The 16,202-nt window shown below is 72.4% G+C and carries 15 protein-coding genes and 2 tRNA genes; 3 read left to right on the top strand and 14 right to left on the bottom strand.

What is annotated here, in order from left to right:
• Positions 1 to 156: 156 nt before the first annotated feature.
• The 4 genes from IE108_RS35395 to leuS form a co-directional block, all read right to left on the bottom strand.
• A complete protein-coding gene (locus IE108_RS35395; protein ID WP_107420415.1) occupies positions 157 to 888 on the bottom strand; it encodes a ComEA family DNA-binding protein in 732 nt (243 codons plus the stop codon).
• Between the two features lie 653 nt (positions 889 to 1,541).
• The gene (locus IE108_RS12335; RefSeq protein WP_064727835.1) at positions 1,542 to 2,387 is read right to left on the bottom strand and encodes a DegV family protein; all 846 of its coding nucleotides are present in this window, start codon (positions 2,385 to 2,387) and stop codon (positions 1,542 to 1,544) included.
• 73 nt (positions 2,388 to 2,460) lie between these two features.
• Positions 2,461 to 3,195 (bottom strand): hypothetical protein, encoded by a 735-nt coding sequence (locus IE108_RS12330; protein ID WP_064727836.1) that lies wholly within the window; start codon positions 3,193 to 3,195, stop codon positions 2,461 to 2,463.
• Positions 3,196 to 3,459: 264 nt separating this feature from the next.
• Positions 3,460 to 6,360 (bottom strand): leucine--tRNA ligase, encoded by a 2,901-nt coding sequence (gene leuS / locus IE108_RS12325; protein WP_064727837.1) that lies wholly within the window; start codon positions 6,358 to 6,360, stop codon positions 3,460 to 3,462.
• A 521-nt stretch (positions 6,361 to 6,881) separates the two neighbouring features.
• On the opposite strand from leuS, the gene IE108_RS12320 reads away from it, so the two are divergent.
• On the top strand, positions 6,882 to 8,126 hold the full coding sequence (locus IE108_RS12320) for a ferric reductase-like transmembrane domain-containing protein (protein ID WP_064727838.1): 1,245 nt from the start codon (positions 6,882 to 6,884) through the stop codon (positions 8,124 to 8,126).
• Positions 8,123 to 9,733 carry an NADH-quinone oxidoreductase subunit NuoF family protein gene (locus tag IE108_RS12315; protein ID WP_064727839.1) on the top strand — a complete coding sequence of 537 codons (1,611 nt, stop codon included), beginning with the start codon at positions 8,123 to 8,125 and terminating at the stop codon, positions 9,731 to 9,733. Before IE108_RS12320 ends, IE108_RS12315 begins: the two co-directional genes overlap by 4 nt.
• 57 nt (positions 9,734 to 9,790) lie before the next feature.
• Here IE108_RS12315 and IE108_RS12310 read toward each other — a convergent pair.
• From IE108_RS12310 to IE108_RS12265, 10 genes are all read right to left on the bottom strand, one after another.
• Positions 9,791 to 9,863 (bottom strand) — tRNA-Ala (locus IE108_RS12310).
• Positions 9,864 to 9,959: 96 nt separating this feature from the next.
• On the bottom strand, positions 9,960 to 10,193 hold the full coding sequence (locus IE108_RS12305) for a hypothetical protein (RefSeq protein WP_019523121.1): 234 nt from the start codon (positions 10,191 to 10,193) through the stop codon (positions 9,960 to 9,962).
• Between the two features lie 3 nt (positions 10,194 to 10,196).
• Positions 10,197 to 10,370: a hypothetical protein gene (locus tag IE108_RS12300; protein WP_107420145.1), complete on the bottom strand. Its 174-nt coding sequence runs from the start codon at positions 10,368 to 10,370 to the stop codon at positions 10,197 to 10,199.
• Positions 10,371 to 10,571: 201 nt separating this feature from the next.
• Positions 10,572 to 10,644 (bottom strand) — tRNA-Ala (locus IE108_RS12295).
• A 119-nt stretch (positions 10,645 to 10,763) separates the two neighbouring features.
• Complete coding sequence (locus IE108_RS12290) at positions 10,764 to 11,435, bottom strand: histidine phosphatase family protein (RefSeq protein ID WP_064727840.1); 672 nt, start codon at positions 11,433 to 11,435, stop codon at positions 10,764 to 10,766.
• A complete protein-coding gene (gene rsfS / locus IE108_RS12285) occupies positions 11,432 to 11,878 on the bottom strand; it encodes a ribosome silencing factor (protein WP_064727841.1) in 447 nt (148 codons plus the stop codon). The genes IE108_RS12290 and rsfS overlap by 4 nt, the downstream gene beginning before the upstream one ends.
• A gap of 83 nt (positions 11,879 to 11,961) precedes the next feature.
• Entirely contained in the window at positions 11,962 to 13,683 is a 1,722-nt protein-coding gene (locus IE108_RS12280) for a LytR C-terminal domain-containing protein (protein ID WP_064727842.1), read from the bottom strand.
• A 16-nt stretch (positions 13,684 to 13,699) separates the two neighbouring features.
• A complete protein-coding gene (nadD, locus tag IE108_RS12275) occupies positions 13,700 to 14,395 on the bottom strand; it encodes a nicotinate-nucleotide adenylyltransferase (protein ID WP_064727843.1) in 696 nt (231 codons plus the stop codon).
• 59 nt (positions 14,396 to 14,454) lie between these two features.
• Positions 14,455 to 14,622, bottom strand: coding sequence for a hypothetical protein (locus IE108_RS12270; protein ID WP_107420146.1), 168 nt, complete (start codon positions 14,620 to 14,622; stop codon positions 14,455 to 14,457).
• 127 nt (positions 14,623 to 14,749) lie between these two features.
• Positions 14,750 to 14,911 carry a hypothetical protein gene (locus IE108_RS12265; protein WP_189397642.1) on the bottom strand — a complete coding sequence of 54 codons (162 nt, stop codon included), beginning with the start codon at positions 14,909 to 14,911 and terminating at the stop codon, positions 14,750 to 14,752.
• Between the two features lie 141 nt (positions 14,912 to 15,052).
• Here IE108_RS12265 and IE108_RS12260 point away from each other — a divergent pair, with 141 nt between their 5' ends.
• Positions 15,053 to 16,192, top strand: coding sequence for a M48 family metallopeptidase (locus tag IE108_RS12260; RefSeq protein WP_064727845.1), 1,140 nt, complete (start codon positions 15,053 to 15,055; stop codon positions 16,190 to 16,192).
• Positions 16,193 to 16,202: the final 10 nt, after the last annotated feature.

Genomic DNA, 16,202 nt, shown 5'->3' with positions numbered 1-16,202 from the left:
ACGCCCCGTCACGGGCATCCGCCGGGCCACTGGTCCCTTCCGCTCGTCCGGCGTCGCCGATTCCTTCGGCCTCGTCGATCCCCTCGGCCTCGTCGACGAGGTCTCCCGGTGGAGCGGCGCTCGAATCCGCGGGCCGCCCCGTGGAGACGTCCGTACTCATGGCCGCACGAGATTCCGCAGGTCGGCGAAGCGGCGCTCGCCGATGCCGTTGACCTCGCGCAACTCGTCCACGGACCGGAAACCGCCGTGCTGCGTGCGGTAGTCGATGATGTGCTGGGCGAGCACCGGGCCCACGCCCGGCAGGGTGTCGAGCTGGTCCGGGGTCGCCGTGTTCAGGGAGACCGGCGCCCCGGGTACGGCCGCCGCGATCCCTCCGCTCCCACCGGTGCCCGCGGCGCCGGACGTGCCGGGCGCGGCCCCCGCGGCGGCGGGGACCGGAGCGCCCACGACAACCTGCTCGCCGTCCACCAGGAAGCGCGCCCGGTTGAGTCCGTCGGTCTTCGCCCCGTCCCGCACGCCTCCGGCGGCCCGCAGGGCGTCCGCGACCCGTGACCCGGCCGGCAGACGATGGACGCCGGGCTCTCGGACCTTGCCGCCGACGTCCACCACGATCTCGGCCCCCGCCGTCGGCGCCGCCCCTCCGGCCACCGCCCCGGCCCCGGCCTTGACCTCGTCCGGCGCCCGGTGGCCCGCCGCCTCCCGCACCACCTCGGGCGCCGCCACGGGCTGGGTGCGGCCGCTCCAGAAGTGCTGCACGGCGAAGAGCGCCGCGACGACGAGCAGCACGGCGAGCGCGGCCGCACTGCGCCGCTCCAGCCCGCACCGCGCCTGCAACCAGACCGGCATCCGCTCCCGTAGCGCCTGACCCGACCGCTCCCGCCAGGTCATCCCGGGATTGTCGGCAGCCACCGCCGGGGACCCGGAGTCCCCCGCGAGCCCCGAATCGCCCGCGAGCCCCAAGTCCCCCGTGGACCCCGAGCCTCCCGCGAGCCCAGGGCCTCCCGCCGCTTCCCTCAGGCCTCCCCCGGCATCCCAGCGCTCCCCACTCCCGCCGTACCGCGGCGGCCCCTTGCCCGCCACTCCCGGAGATCCGTCCCGTCCTGCCCGTCCCGCCCGTCCTGCCCATCCAGCCGATCCGACCTGATCGACCTGATCGGCCTGATCGACCTGATCAACTGATTCGGCCCGTTCAGCCCGTTCGGCGAACAACGCCTCCGCCCGCCGCCGAAGCTCCTCGGTGGGGACCCGCCGGCGTCCGTGCCGCGCGTGGGAACGGGGTGGGCGGCGGTGGCGGAGGCGCCCGTCGGACGCCGGTGCGCGACCCGGGCCGCTGGTCGCGGACGCCGTAGGTGACGGTGAGCGAGAGTGTGATCGAAGTGCCATGCGCCGAGGATGCGACAGCTCGCCGCAGCCGCGACGATCATGGTCAATTCCCGTGGATTACCCACGGGTTGTGGAAAACTCCATCCCCCGAACGGCCGACGCCCGACGCCCGACGCCCCAGCCCAGCCCTCCCAGCCCCGCCCCACCTCGCAACCCCCTCAGCGGGACGAGACCACAACCCCCAGCAACCCCGGCCCCGTGTGCGCCCCGATCACCGCGCCCACCTCGCTGACGTGCAGGTCGGCCAGGTCCGGCACCCGCTCCCGCAGCCGGTCGGCGAGGGCCGACGCCCGGTCCGGGGCGGCGAGATGGTGGACGGCGATGTCGACGGGCGCGCTGCCCGCCCGGTCGGCGGCGATCTCCTCCAGCCGCGCGATCGCCTTGGACGCCGTACGCACCTTCTCCAGTGGCTCGATGCGGCCGCCGTGAAGCTGAAGCAGGGGCTTCACGGCCAGCGCGGAGCCGAACAGCGCCTGGGCCGCCCCGATCCGGCCACCGCGGCGCAGGTAGTCGAGGGTGTCGACGTAGAAGTAGGCGGAGGTCCCGGCGGCCCGTTTCTCGGCGGCCGTGACGGCCTCGTCCACGGTGCTGCCCGCCTCCACCGCGTCCGCGGCGGCGAGGGCGCAGAAGCCGAGGGCCATCGCGATCATCCCGGTGTCCACCACACGCACCGGAACCGGCGCCTCGCGTGCGGCGACGACGGCGGCGTCGTGCGTGCCGGACAGTTCGGCGGAGAGGTGGAGCGAGACGATGCCGTCGACGCCGGACTCGGCGATCCGCCGGTAGGTCTCGGCGAAGACGGCGGGGCTGGGGCGGGATGTGGTGACCGGACGGCGTTTCTGCAGGGCCTGGGCCAGGGAGCGGGTCGAGATCTCGGTCCCCTCCTCCAGCGCCCGGTCGCCCAGGACGACGGTCAGGGGGACCGCGGTGATGCCGTGCCGCTCCATCGTCCGGGCCGGAAGGTAGGCCGTTGAATCGGTGACGATCGCGACATGGCGGGACATGAGCTGGAGGTTACCTGCCGTAGTGTCCGTCCGGCAGCCCGGCCCCGGTGACCGGGCGTTCACTCGGCCGTCGTCAGGTCGTGCTCTCCGGGCGGGCCTTCTTCTGCCACGGGTACACCGGGTTCGGCCCCGGCGCGTCGATGGCGGGGCGCGTCGCCTCCTCGGCGGGCGCCTGGGCCGGGGGCTCGGGCCAACTCTGCCGGGCGGAGGGCGCGTCGGCGGCCGGCGGCTCGGGCCAGGGCGGCGGGGCCGCGGCGGGCTCCGTCTCGGTCCAGTGCCGCAGGGCGCCGGCCTCGACGTCGATCTGCGCGCTCAGCGAGTCCAGGTCGTCGTCGGCGAAGCGGCGGGCGCGGTCGCGGGCCGCCCAGCGCAGGGACTCCGCCGAGCGGGTGATCCGCTCGGTACGCTCGCGCAGCGAGGGCAGCAGCGCGGCGAGCGTCGCGCGGTCCGGCTCGGACTCCAGCCGCCGCAGCTCAGCGTCCAGCTCGAAACCGTGGGCGCTCAGCCGCTCGAAGAGGGCCAGGGACTCCTTGAGGGACTCGTCCTCGGCCACGCGCGCGTGCAGCGTGTCCTGGGTGGCCCGCATGGATGTGCGCAGGCTCAGCCGCAGCTGGGCCAGCTCGCCGGCCGGACCGGGCTGCACCAGGGACTTGGCGCGCAGGGTGTGGTCCTCGACCGTGCGCCGGGCCTGCGTGATGCCCCGGTCCACGCTGCGCTTGGCCGCGCCGACCGCCTTCACCGTGGCGTAGACGCCCAGCACCACCGCGAGCAGGAAGAGCAGGGCGAAGACGGTGATCGCTACTTCCACGAAGCTCCTCCTCCGAGCGTCCGGCCCGCGCGCCGGCGGTCCGCGGCACTCCCGTGCCGCTCTTCCACGGTAAACGCAGCGGGCAGGCCCAGGGTTCCGGCGGAACCCCGAACCTGCCCGCACCCACCCCTCGGGGCGCCCCTAGGGGATCACCCCGAGACCCGGTGGAAGCAGCACATCCGATACGCGCCGGGGCCGAACGCCCGTCGCCTCACGAGCCGCACGCCCGTCGCCCGTCGCCTCACGAGCCGCACGCCCGTCGCCTCACGCCGGAACGATGTTCACCAGCTTCGGCGCCCGCACGATCACCTTCCGGATCCCGGCCCCGCCCAGCGCGGCCACGACCTTCTCGTCGGCCAGCGCCGCCTTCTCCAGGTCGCCCTCGGAGATGCCCGGGTCGACCTCCAGCCGCGCCTTGACCTTGCCCTTGATCTGCACGACGCAGGTCACGGTCTCGTCGACGACGTAGGCCGGGTCGGCCACCGGGAAGTCGTGGTGCACCACGGAGTCCGTGTGCCCCAGCTTGCGCCACAGTTCCTCGGCGACGTGCGGGGCCAGCGGCGCGACCAGCAGCACCAGGCGCTCGGCGACCGTGCGCGGGACCGGGCCTCCCACCTTGGTCAGGTGGTTGTTCAGCTCGGTGACCTTGGCGATCGCGGTGTTGAACCGCATCCCCTCCAGGTCCTGCCGGACGCCGTCGATGGCCTTGTGCAGGGCGCGCAGCGTGTCCGTGTCGACGTCGGACTCGGGGACGTCCGTGACGGTCACCTCGCCGCTGTCCTCGTCGACGACGTTGCGCCACAGCCGCTGCAGCAGCCGGAACTGGCCCACCACCGCGCGCGTGTCCCAGGGCCGGGAGACGTCCAGGGGGCCCATCGCCATCTCGTACAGGCGCAGCGTGTCCGCGCCGTACTCGGCGCAGATCTCGTCGGGGGTGACCGCGTTCTTCAGGGACTTGCCCATCTTGCCCAGCAGCCGGGAGACCTTCTCGCCCTGGTGGTAGTAGGCGCCGTCGCGCTCCTCCACCTCGGCGGCCGGCACCGCGATGCCGCGGGCGTCCCGGTAGACGTAGGCCTGGATCATGCCCTGGTTGAACAGCTTGTGGAACGGCTCGGCCGAGGACACGTGCCCCAGGTCGAACAGCACCTTGGACCAGAAGCGCGCGTACAGCAGGTGCAGCACGGCGTGCTCGGCGCCGCCGACGTACAGGTCGACGCCGCCGTGCGGCAGGCCCTCGCGGGGGCCCATCCAGTACTGCTCGATCTCCGGGTCGACCAGCCGCTCGGAGTTGTGCGGGTCCAGGTAGCGCAGCTCGTACCAGCAGGAGCCGGCCCAGTTGGGCATGGTGTTGGTCTCGCGGCGGAACCGGCGGGGGCCGCGCCCGTCGCCCAGGTCCAGGGTGACGTTCACCCAGTCCTCGTTGCGCGACAGGGGCGTCTCGGGGCGGGTGTCGGCGTCCTCCGGGTCGAAGGTGCGCGGCGAGTAGTCCTCGACCTCGGGCAGCTCCAGGGGCAGCATCGACTCGGGCAGCGAGTGCGCGATGCCGTCCTCGTCGTAGACGATCGGGAAGGGCTCGCCCCAGTAGCGCTGGCGGCTGAACAGCCAGTCGCGCAGGCGGAAGTTGACGGTGCCCTCACCGGTGCCGGTGCGCTCCAGCCACTCGGTCATGCGCTCCTTGGCGTCGGCGACGCCCAGGCCGTCCAGGCTGATCTCGCCGTTGGACGAGTTCATGATCTTCGCCTCGTAGGAGCCGAAGGCGTTCTCCCACGTCGCCGGGTCGGTGCCGCGGCCGTCGGTCGGCTCGACCACGCAGCGGATCGGCAGCTCGAAGGCGCGCGCGAACTCGAAGTCGCGCTGGTCGCCCGCCGGGACGGCCATGATCGCGCCGGTGCCGTAGCCCATCAGCACGTAGTCGGCGATGAAGACCGGGACCCGCTCGCCGTTGACCGGGTTGGTGGCGTAGGCGCCGATGAAGACGCCGGTCTTGTCCTTGGCCTCGGCCTGGCGCTCGACGTCGGACTTGGAGGCGGCCTGCGCGCGGTACGCCGCCACGGCCTCGGTCGGGGTGGCGTGGCCGCCGGTCCACACCTGGTGGGTGCCCTCGGGCCAGGCGGCCGGGGTGAACTTCTCGACCAGGGGGTGCTCGGGCGCCAGCACCATGTAGGTGGCGCCGAACAGGGTGTCCTGGCGGGTGGTGAAGACGGTGATGCGCTCGCCGTCGACGGGGAAGTCGACGCGCGCGCCCTCGGAGCGGCCGATCCAGTTGCGCTGCTGCAGCTTGATGGCCTCGGGCCAGTCCAGCTCGTCCAGGTCGTCCAGCAGCCGGTCCGCGTAGGCGGTGATGCGCATGTTCCACTGGCGCAGCTTCGACTTGAAGACGGGGAAGTTGCCGCGCTCGGAGCGGCCGTCGGCGGTGACCTCCTCGTTGGCCAGCACGGTGCCCAGCCCGGGGCACCAGTTGACGGGCGCGTCGGAGGCGTAGGCCAGGCGGAACTCGCCCAGGACGTCGGCACGCTCGGCCTCGCTCAGCGCGCTCCAGGCGCGTCCGGCGTGTCCCGGGACCTCACGCTCGCCGGAGGCGAACCGGGCGACCAGCTCGTCGATCGGGCGGGCCTTCCCCGCCTCCTCGTCGTACCAGGAGTTGAAGATCCGCAGGAAGATCCACTGGGTCCACTTGTAGTACTCGGGGTCGATCGTGGCGAACGAGCGGCGCTTGTCGTGGCCCAGGCCCAGCCGGCGCAGCTGGCTCACCATGTTCTTCATGTTGGCCTCGGTGGACACGCGCGGGTGCGTGCCGGTCTGCACCGCGTACTGCTCGGCGGGCAGTCCGAAGGCGTCGAAACCCAGGGTGTGCAGGACGTTGTGGCCGGTCATCCGCTGGAAGCGGGCGAAGACGTCGGTGGCGATGTAGCCCAGGGGATGGCCGACGTGCAGGCCCGCACCGGACGGGTACGGGAACATGTCCATGATGAACTTCTTGGGCCGGGCGACCAGCTCCGGATCGCCCGCCAGGTCACCCTTGGGGTTCGGCGCCGCGTACGTCTCCTCGGCGTCCCAGAAGTCCTGCCAGCGTGCCTCGATGTCGGCGGCCATGGCGGCCGTGTAGCGGTGCGGCGCGGCGTCCGCCGACACGGGGGCGGTCGCCGCGGGGTTCGTCTCGCTCATGATCCTCAAAGCTCCATCGATCGTCTCTGCCAGCGGCTGCGACCTTCAAGACCAGTGGCTGCGGATGCCTGGAAATGAAAAATCCCCTCGCACAGGAGGGGACGCCGCGCCGATTCCGGCCACCGGGCTGTGACCGGGGTCGGGACTGATCAGCGCGGCTCGCTAAGCAGAAGGCGTACGGCACGCATGGCGTCAGGGTACCGCAGTCGCCGATCGCGCCGCGACGCGCCTTCCGGCCGCCGGCCGCGCCCGTCGAACCTGAACCAAGGTCAAAGGTTACTTCGCGTAACGACCAGTAAAGGGACAACCCTACGAGCGCACGGTCGTTTGATAACAACGCAATAACTCAAACCTCGTACCCACGGGTACGGACGCCACTTAGAGTGCCGCTCCGGGACCGCTTTCCCGAACCGCTCCGGAGTCGCCCCCATGAATCCTCCCCCGATCCGCCTTCCGCTCCCCGCGCACGACACCAGTCCGCCGCCTCCCCGCGCGTCCCTGCCGTGGGGAGGCCCGTCGTCATGACGAACGACAGCACGGCCGACGACACCTTCGCCGAGTTCCTCAACTTCGGCGCCGGCGTCCTCTCGCTCGTCTTCCTCAGCTGCTCGGTGATCTGGGGACTCCTCGCCCAGGACCGGATCGTCCTCGACACCCGGCAGCGCATCCTGGCCCAGGCCGTGCACCGGACCACCGCGGTCGCCTCGGTCGTGTTCCTCCTGGTCCACATCGGCGTCAAGCTGGCCCTGGACCACACGACGTGGGTCGCCGCGGTCCTGCCCTTCGGGCTACTGGCCACGGAGGACGAGGCCTTCGGCGGCCGGGCCGTCCTGATCGGCTTCGGCACCCTGGCCAGCATGCTCATGATCTTCGTGGGCGTCACCGGCGCCCTGCGCAACCGCTTCGCCTCGGCGTCCCCCGTGGCCTCCCGCTGGCGGGCCATGCACATGCTGGCCTACCCGGCGTGGTGCATGGCCCTGCTGCACGGGCTCTACGCGGGTCGCGCGGCGAAGCCCGTGTTCACGATCCTGTACGGCCTGTCCGTACTGGGCGTCATGGGCGCCCTGGCCCTGCGGGCGGCCCCCCGCCCCGTCAAGCGCCGGGTCGCCGACCGGATCGCCGCCGTCTTCGGGACCGGAGAGCGGCCGGTCCGCGAGGAGTGGCGGGAGGAGCGCACCCGCGGGACCGACCCCGCGGCGCTGCCCGGCTACGACCGGCCCCGGGCGGGACGCGGGCGCGGCGGGTCCGGCCCGCTGTACGAGACCGCGGAGCGCATGGCCCCGCCCCAGCCCGCCGGCGGCTTCGCGGCCGCCTACCGCGCCGTCTCCGGCCCCCCGGGCGCCCGCCGGGCACCGCTGACGGCCGACGGCACCGGATCCCACAGCCTGCCCCCGGACATGCGCCCCACCGAGGCGATGCCCCTCGTGGACAGCGGCGCCAGCACCTCGGGCAACTGGCCCATCCCCTCGCCGCCCCCGGTCGGCGAGGCGCCCCCGTCGGCCTACGACCCGCTCAACGACACGGGACACACCATCCCGGTCTACGGCAATCCGGGCGCCTCCGGATACGGGTCGAGTGACGTGTACGACACCGCTGAGACGAACGCGGTCTACGACACGTACTACCCGGACGACACGTACAACAGCGGTCCCGCCAATGAACCAGCCCCCGGTACGCCCCCGCGCGGTGCGCCCTCGTCGGACTACGACTTCGGCGCACCGGGTGCGGGCGAACCCTGGAACACGCCTTCCGGAGGCTTCAAGTGAACGAGGCCCTGCCCGACGTCCCGGAAGTCCGCGTCGTCGGGCTTCCCCAGCTCACGTCGGGCTTCGACCTTGTCGAGCGCCTGGACCTGCCGATGCATCTCAAGGTGCACGGCCCGCTCGAACCGATGGGCGGGGAGCAGCTCGCGCAGCTCTCCGAGCGCATCGGCCTGAAGGGCCGCGGCGGCGCGGGCTTCCCCTTCCACAAGAAGCTGCGCTCGGTCGCCGAGGCGGCGATCAAGCGCGGTGTACGGCCGGTCGTGGTCGTCAACGGCAGTGAGGACGAACCGGCCTGCCGCAAGGACACGGTGCTCATCAACCGCGCCCCGCACCTGATCCTGGACGGCGCGCTGCTGTGCGCCGAGGCGATGGGCGCCCGCACGCTCGTCATCGGGGTCACCCGCGAGTCCACCCAGCGCTCCATGGAGGCCGCCCTCGCCGAGCGCGGCCTCAGCAACGGCCGCCGCTCCGCCCTGCGCGCCCGCGTGCAGCGCAACCCGGTCCGCATGGTGACCGGCGCCGCGGCCTCGCTGATCCGCTCGATCGACGGCGGCCCGGCGATCCCGCCCGGCCGCAAGGTCAGCGCCTCGAAGAGCGGCGTCGGCGGCGCGCCGACCCTGCTGTCCAACGCCGAGACCTTCGCCCAGCTCGCGATCGCCGCCCGCATCGGCCCCGAGCGCTACGGCAACACCGGCCTGTACGACGAGCCCGGCACCGTGATGCTCACCGTCTCCGGCGCGGTCGCCCGGCCGATGGTGATCGAGGTGCCGACGGGCGTGCCGCTGCGCTACGTCCTGCAGCTGGCCGGCGCCCCGCCGGTGCCGCAGGGCGTGCTCACCGGCGGCTACCACGGCAAGTGGATCGACGCGGCGAGCGTCGACGAGGCGATCGTCTCCCGCAACTCCCTTCAGCAGGTGGGCGGCTCGCTCGGCGCGGGCGCGATCCTGCCGATCGGTCAGGACACCTGCCCGCTGGGCGAGTCCCTGCGGGTGGCCCAGTGGCTGGCGCAGGAGAGCGCGGGCCAGTGCGGTCCCTGCTACCTCGGTCTGCCCGCCGCGGCGCGCGGTCTGGAGGACATCCTGAACGGCGGCGGCCCGGCCGCCCTGGAGGCCGTCAAACAGGTCGCGCGGAACGTGAAGCGGCGCGGCGCCTGCTCGCACCCGGACGGCTCCGCGATGTTCCTGGAGTCCACCGTCGGCGCGTTCACCGACGACCTCGCAGCCCACGTCCTCGGCAACGGCTGCGGACGGCCCGTGGAGGGCGTGCTGCCGCTCTTCGAGGGGGGCATGGCGCCCACGGGCGTCCCCGGCGGCGACGAGGCGAACGGCCCCAGCCGCCAGAAGATCTACGTCGACTGGACGCTGTGCCGGGGCCACGGGCTGTGCGCGGACATCCTCCCGGAGGTCTTCCAGCTGGGCGCCGACGGCTTCCCGACGGTCGCGCAGGCCGAGGTGCCGCGATTCGCCGAGGCCAAGGCGGTGCGCGCGGTGCGCCGCTGCCCCGCACTGGCCCTGCGGATCGAGGAGGACCTGCGCGGACCGGTGCCGGCCTCGCGGACCAACCTGCCGGTGCTCTCCCAGGGCCGCGGCCGCCGGGCGCTCGGCCGCTGACGAGGGCCCCGGACGCACGAACAAACCCCCCGGATCACGATCCGGGGGGTTTTCCTGTGGAGCTAAGGAGAATTGAACTCCTGACCTCCTGCATGCCATGCAGGCGCTCTACCAACTGAGCTATAGCCCCTTGCCCTTCATCCGCCCGGTTTCCCCGGCGGCGACGCCAACATTACACGGTCCACCGGGCCCAACACCAAATCGTTTCCGATCCGTCCGGTTCGCCCTAGGCCGTCACGAACGAGTAGAACCGCTTGAGCGTGCAGTGCTCCTCCAGGAGCCGGCCGTAGATCGGCTCACCCTCCAGTTCGCGGTACGTCTCGATCGGGTCGCCCTTTATGATCAGCGCCCGCGCGCATTCCTCGCACCAGTACTGGTAGTCCGGGTTGAGCGGCTCCATGTCGCGCACGATCGGCGTGCCGCTGCCGCACCAGTCGCACTTCCGCCTGTGTGCACCCATCGATCAGCTCCAGCTGTGGCCGCAGGCCGTGCACACGTAGGAGATCCCGCCGTTGTCGCCCAGGACTTGGGCGACGTGCCCGGAACCGCACGAGGGGCAGTGCAGGCGGGTGAGTGTGTTCCGCGCCACCGCCGAGCCGAGGAGGTGGCCGACCTCCTCGCGGATGCTCGCAGGCATCGCCACTCCCTCCCGTCGGGTCGCGGTCCCCTTCCGGCCGTTTGATTCTGCCACGACCGGGCCAATACGGTCAGCGACGCCTCAGTACCAGTCCGGACACGGAGGCCCACAGGGGTATACGCCCCTGGGAGCCAGGTTGCTCAAGCGTGCGGATGCGAAAAATCCCGCCCCCCGAGGGGGACGGGATTCGTCCGTGGGCTGTGGAGCTAAGGAGAATTGAACTCCTGACCTCCTGCATGCCATGCAGGCGCTCTACCAACTGAGCTATAGCCCCTGGTCCCACGCGGCCGGGCCGCATGGTCTCTCGTCCCGCTCGGCGGGGCGAACAAGAAGAACTTTAGCCTGTGGCCTGCCGGAAAGTGAAATCCGGGTACCGGGGCCGCCGCCCGTCGCTCAGACGTCGTCGCCGAGCACCGGTTCCGGCAGCGTGCCGGCGTTGTGCTCCAGCAGGCGCCAGCCGCGCGCGCCCTCGCCCAGGACCGACCAGCAGCAGTTGGTCAGCCCGCCGAGACTCTCCCAGCTGCGCGGATCGAGGCCGAGGAGACGGCCGATGGTGGTGCGGATGGTGCCGCCGTGGCTGACCACGACGAGGGTGCCGTCCTCGGGCAGCTTCTCGGCGTGCCGCAGCACGACGGGGGCGGCGCGGTCGGCGACCTCGGTCTCCAGCTCTCCGCCGCCGCGGCGCACGGGCTCGCCGCGCTTCCAGGCCGCGTACTCCTCGCCGTGCCGGGCGATGATCTCCTCGTGGGTCAGGCCCTGCCAGACGCCCGCGTAGGTCTCCCGCAGGCCCTCCTCCAGGGTCACCTCGAGGCCGGTGAGCACGGACAGCTCGGCGGCCGTGTCCGCGGCCCGCACCAGGTCGGAGGCGACGATGGCGTCCGGCCGCAGGTGGACCAGGAGCTCGGCCGCGCGGCGGGCCTGGGCGACGCCGGTCGCGGTCAGCTCGACGTCGGTGCTGCCCTGGAAGCGGCGCTCCACGTTCCACGAGGTCTGGCCGTGGCGCCAGAGGATGACGCGCCTGCCGCGGCCCGGCCTGCCCGCCGCGACCTCGCCGGTGGCGCTCATCGCCAGTCCCCGTCGGTCTCCGTCGCCTCCTCGGCGGCCTGGAGCTTCGCGTGCTCCTCGGCCTTGCCGCGGGTCTCCTTGGCGTCGGCGGGCAGCTCCAGCTCGGGGCAGTCCTTCCACAGCCGCTCCAGGGCGTAGAAGACGCGCTCCTCGCTGTGCTGGACGTGGACGACGATGTCGACGTAGTCGAGCAGGACCCAGCGGGCCTCGCGGTCGCCCTCGCGGCGGACCGGCTTGGCGCCCAGGTCCTTGTTCAGCCGCTCCTCGATCTCGTCGACGATCGACTTGACCTGGCGGTCGTTGGGCGCGGAGGCCAGCAGGAAGGCGTCCGTGATCGACAGCACGTCGCTGACGTCGTACGCGATGATGTCGTGCGCGAGCTTGTCGGCCGCCGCCTGGGCGGCGGCGTTGATGAGTTCGATGGAGCGGTCGGTCGCGGTCACTGCCTGGCTTTCGGGTCGGCGGTCGGTTGACCTCAAGGGTCTCACGACCGCCGGTGGCGGCCCACGCGACGAGGCGCCCTCCCCTACGACGCCGGTTCGTAGTCCTGGCCGAGCACCACCGAGACCCGTGCGTTCGCGGTGGTCTTCCCCTGCGCGACGGCGTCGGTGGGCAGGCCCAGGGTCTTGGCGACCTCGACGGCGTTCTCCTTGTCGGCGGCGTCGGCGTAGACGACCTTCGAGGCGGCCTCGGTGCCGGAGGCGGTGCCGCCCGACAGGAAGGTGAAGCCGCCGTTGAGCAGGACGACGCGGGCCTTGCCGGTGCGGTCCTCCTCGCCGGTGGCGTTGCGGACGGAGACGCTGACGGCCGCGTCCTCGTCGGGGCTCTTGGCGGTGCCGCCGAGGACGTCCTTGACGACGCTGTCGCTGGTCTCGGCGCTGAGCGTGCCGCCCTGCTGGACGGGCAGCAGCGTGGTCCTGAAGTCCCCGCCCTTGGCGCGGTCGGAGAGCCCGGCGAGGAAGGAGCCGAGGTCGTTCTCGGTCAGCGGCGGGTCGAGGATCAGCCCGAGGGTCTGGACGGTGGTCGTCGCGGCCTGCGGGTCGGACGAGAGCTTGCGCAGCACCCCCTGCATGACCTGCCCGAACCGCTGCAGCTGGGTGTCGGCCGACTCGCCCTTGCCGCGGTACGTGGCGTAGGCGACGGCCATCTTGCCGCTCAGGGTCTGGCCCTCGCCCTTGCGCACCAGCGGGGTGGCGCCCTTGTCCTTGGCCTCCGGGTCGGCGACGTCGGCGTCGGTGTCGACCTCGATGTTGCCGACCAGGTCGACGAGGATCTGGAGGTAGGGCGTGTCCAGGCGCCAGGTGCCCTCGATGTCGGTGCCGAGGGAGGAGTCCAGGGCCGTGCGGGTGGCGTCGGGGCCCTGGTCGTCGACGGACTGGGCGAGCGTGGTGGTGCTGCCGTCGTCGCCGGTCAGGGCGAGCGCGTTGGGCACCAGGACGGCGGTGCCCTGCTTGGTGGTGGTGTTGTCGACGAGCAGGGCGGTCGAGGTGCCGCCGCCCTTGGTGTCGTGCAGGTGGACGGCGATCACGTCGCGCTTCTGGGCGCCCGCCGCCGTCGCGGAGCCGGTCTTGTCGTCGGAGGAGGACATGCCGGGGAGCTTTCCGGCGTACCAGAGGTAGCCGACGCCGCCGGCCGCGACCAGGGCCAGGGTGACGACGAGGGCGACGACACGCGTGCGTGCGCGCCGGCGGGCCTCCTCGCGGCGTTCGGTGCGGTTCTCCGTGAACTTCATCCAGTCGATGACGTCCTCGGAGTCGGCGGCCGGCTCCTCGACGAAGGCGAACTGCTCGGTCCGGTAGTCCCGGTCGCCGTCGGCGGGTGCCGGCGCCCGCTGCTCCTCGCGCGGGCCCGCCTGCTGCGGGATGTGCGCGGTCTGCTCGGCGACCCTGGGCTGCGGGCCGCTGGTGGCGGCCGGGCCGTAGGGGTCGTACGGCTGCTGCGGTGCGGCGGGCGGATAGCCGTGGGAGCCGTGGTCCGGCGTGGGGGGCTGCTGCCCGGTGTCGTAGCCGGCGCCGGAGCCGTAGGGGTCGTACGGGTCGTAGGGGCGCTGCGCGGTCTGCCCGCCGTCCGCGGGGGCGTACGGGTCGTAGCCGTAGCCCTGCTGCTGATACTGCTGGTACGGGTCGTACTGCTGCTGCCCGCCGGGTGCGGCCTGGGCGTGGCGGTAGACCGGGCGGCCGTACTCGTCGTAGCCGACCAGTTCGTACGGGCCGTCGCCGCCGTGTCCCGCGTCGTATCCGTCGTTCACCGGTGCCCCTCTCGGTTCACTCGCCGCGGTACAGCTGGCGTTTGTCGATATAGCGCACGACTCCGTCCGGCACCAGGTACCAGACGGGATCGCCCTTGGCGACTCTCGCCCGGCAGTCCGTGGAGGAGATGGCGAGGGCCGGGACCTCGACGAGCGAGACGCCGCCCTTGGGGAGTCCCGCGTCCGTGAGGGTGTGGCCGGGCCGGGTGACGCCGATGAAGTGCGCCAGGGAGAACAGCTCCTCGCTGTCGCGCCAGGTGAGGATCTGGGCGAGGGCGTCGGCGCCGGTGATGAAGAACAGGTCCGCGTCCGGGTTGAGGGCGCGCAGGTCGCGCAGCGTGTCCACGGTGTAGGTGGGGCCGCCGCGGTCGATGTCGATGCGGCTGACGGAGAACTGCGGGTTCTCGACGGTCGCGACCACGGTCATCAGGTAGCGGTCCTCGGCCGCGGACACCACGCGGTGGCTCTTCTGCCACGGCTGTCCGGTGGGCACGAACACCACTTCGTCGAGCTGGAACTGCGCGGCGACCTCGCTGGCCGCCACCAGGTGCCCGTGGTGGATCGGGTCGAAGGTGCCGCCCATGACGCCGAGGCGGCGCTTGCCCGGCGACGACGGGGCGTTGCCCGGACCGGCGGCGCGGGCGGGCACCGCGTTCTGCGTGCCGCGCCCCGGCGTGTGCGCCGGGGCGGTAGGCGTGTCCTGCTCTCCCATGCGTGCAGACCCTACCGGCCCGCTCCGGGCACCCCGGCCGCCCCCACGGCCGGCGGTGCTCAGCGGTCGCGGTTGAACCGGGTGGTGATCCACAGCAGGAGCATCAGGGCGAGGAACGCGCCGATGCCGGTGACGTAGGGGCTGAGGCTCTCGTGGTTGCCGCTGTGCTCCTCGCCGCCCTCGGCGGCGAGGGTGGCGAACTGGGCGGCGCTGAGGGGAAGGCTCATCGGCAGGACCTATCCGGTGTGGGCGGGACAAGACGTCCGCTCATCGTATGCGGGCCGGTCCCGGGCGATCACGCCGACTCCGCCGACGGAGCCGCGCCGCCGGGGGCCGGGGAACCTTCGGATCGGCTCAGTCGTCCTTCCGCTTGTACCCCCGCAGCAGGAACCAGGCGGTCAGCACGCACCCCAGGACCATGACGATCAGGACGATCCGGAGCAGATTCCCCGGCCCCTGCTGCTCGGCGGCGGTCGCGGCCCCGGCGAGCCAGTCGGTGTGGGGGATGTGCTGCATGGCGTGGACTCCTTCGGTGTACTGCCCGTCCACGGTATCTCCGCCTAGGCTGGGCCCGGCTCGGGGGGTGCGAAGGACCGCACGAGGGTTCGCGAAGGCCGGACACACGCACAGGCCACACACACGCACATGGGGGAAGACATGTCCGACGGCCACCAGGACAACGGGCGCGAGCACGTGCCGAGCCGGCAGCGCAGGCGCTTCCCGGGGATCTCCTCGCGCGCCTACGAGCACCCGGCCGACCGCAGCGCGCTGGTGGCGCTGCGCAGGCTGAGCGGTTTCGACACGGTGTTCAAGGCGCTGAGCGGGCTGCTGCCGGAGCGCAGTCTGCGGCTGCTGTTCCTGTCGGACTCGGTACGCGTCTCGGACCGGCAGTTCGCCCATCTGAACGTCATGCTGCGGGACGCCTGCTACATCCTGGACCTGGAGAAGGTCCCGCCGATGTACGTCAACCAGGACCCGGTGCCGAACGCGATGTGCATCGGTCTGGACGAGCCGATCATCGTCGTGACCACGGGCCTCGTCGAGCTGCTCGACGAGGAGGAGATGCGGGCGGTGGTGGGGCACGAGGTCGGGCACGCGCTGTCCGGGCACTCGGTCTACCGGACGATCCTGCTCTTCCTGACCTCCCTCGCCGTCCGGGTCGCGTGGATCCCGCTGGGCAACGTGGCGATCATGGCGATCGTGACCGCGCTGCGCGAGTGGTTCCGCAAGTCGGAGCTGTCCGCCGACCGCGCGGGGTTGCTGGTGGGCCAGGACATCCAGGCGTCGATGCGCGGCCTGATGAAGATCGCGGGCGGCAACCACCTGCACGAGATGAACGTGGACGCGTTCCTGGAGCAGGCCGACGAGTACGAGGCCGGGGGCGACCTGCGCGACTCCGTGCTGAAGATCCTGAACGTGCTGCCCCGCAGCCACCCCTTCACCACGGTGCGGGCCGCCGAGCTGAAGAAGTGGGCGGCCTCCCGGGACTTCCAGCGGATCATGGACGGCCACTACCCGCGGCGCGAGGAGGACAAGGACGCCTCGGTCCGGGACTCCTTCCGCGAGTCGGCGTCCCACTACGCGACGCACGTGCGCGGCTCCAAGGACCCGCTGATGAAGCTGGTCAACGACATCGCGGGCGGGGCCGGCGACCTCGGCGACCGGATGCGGCGCGGCTTCGGGGGCTTCACGTCCTCCCGGCCCCCCGAGGACGGGAACGGGTCGTCCGGGGCGTCCGGGGGCGAGGACGGCGGCCGGGAGAACCCGGAGGACCGTCCGCCGCGCGACGGCGCCTGAGCCCGCGCGG

The sequence above is a fragment of the Streptomyces parvulus genome, assembly GCF_014648855.1.
GTDB classification, from domain to species: domain Bacteria; phylum Actinomycetota; class Actinomycetes; order Streptomycetales; family Streptomycetaceae; genus Streptomyces; species Streptomyces parvulus.
This window is presented reverse-complemented; position numbering and strand designations above follow the sequence as displayed.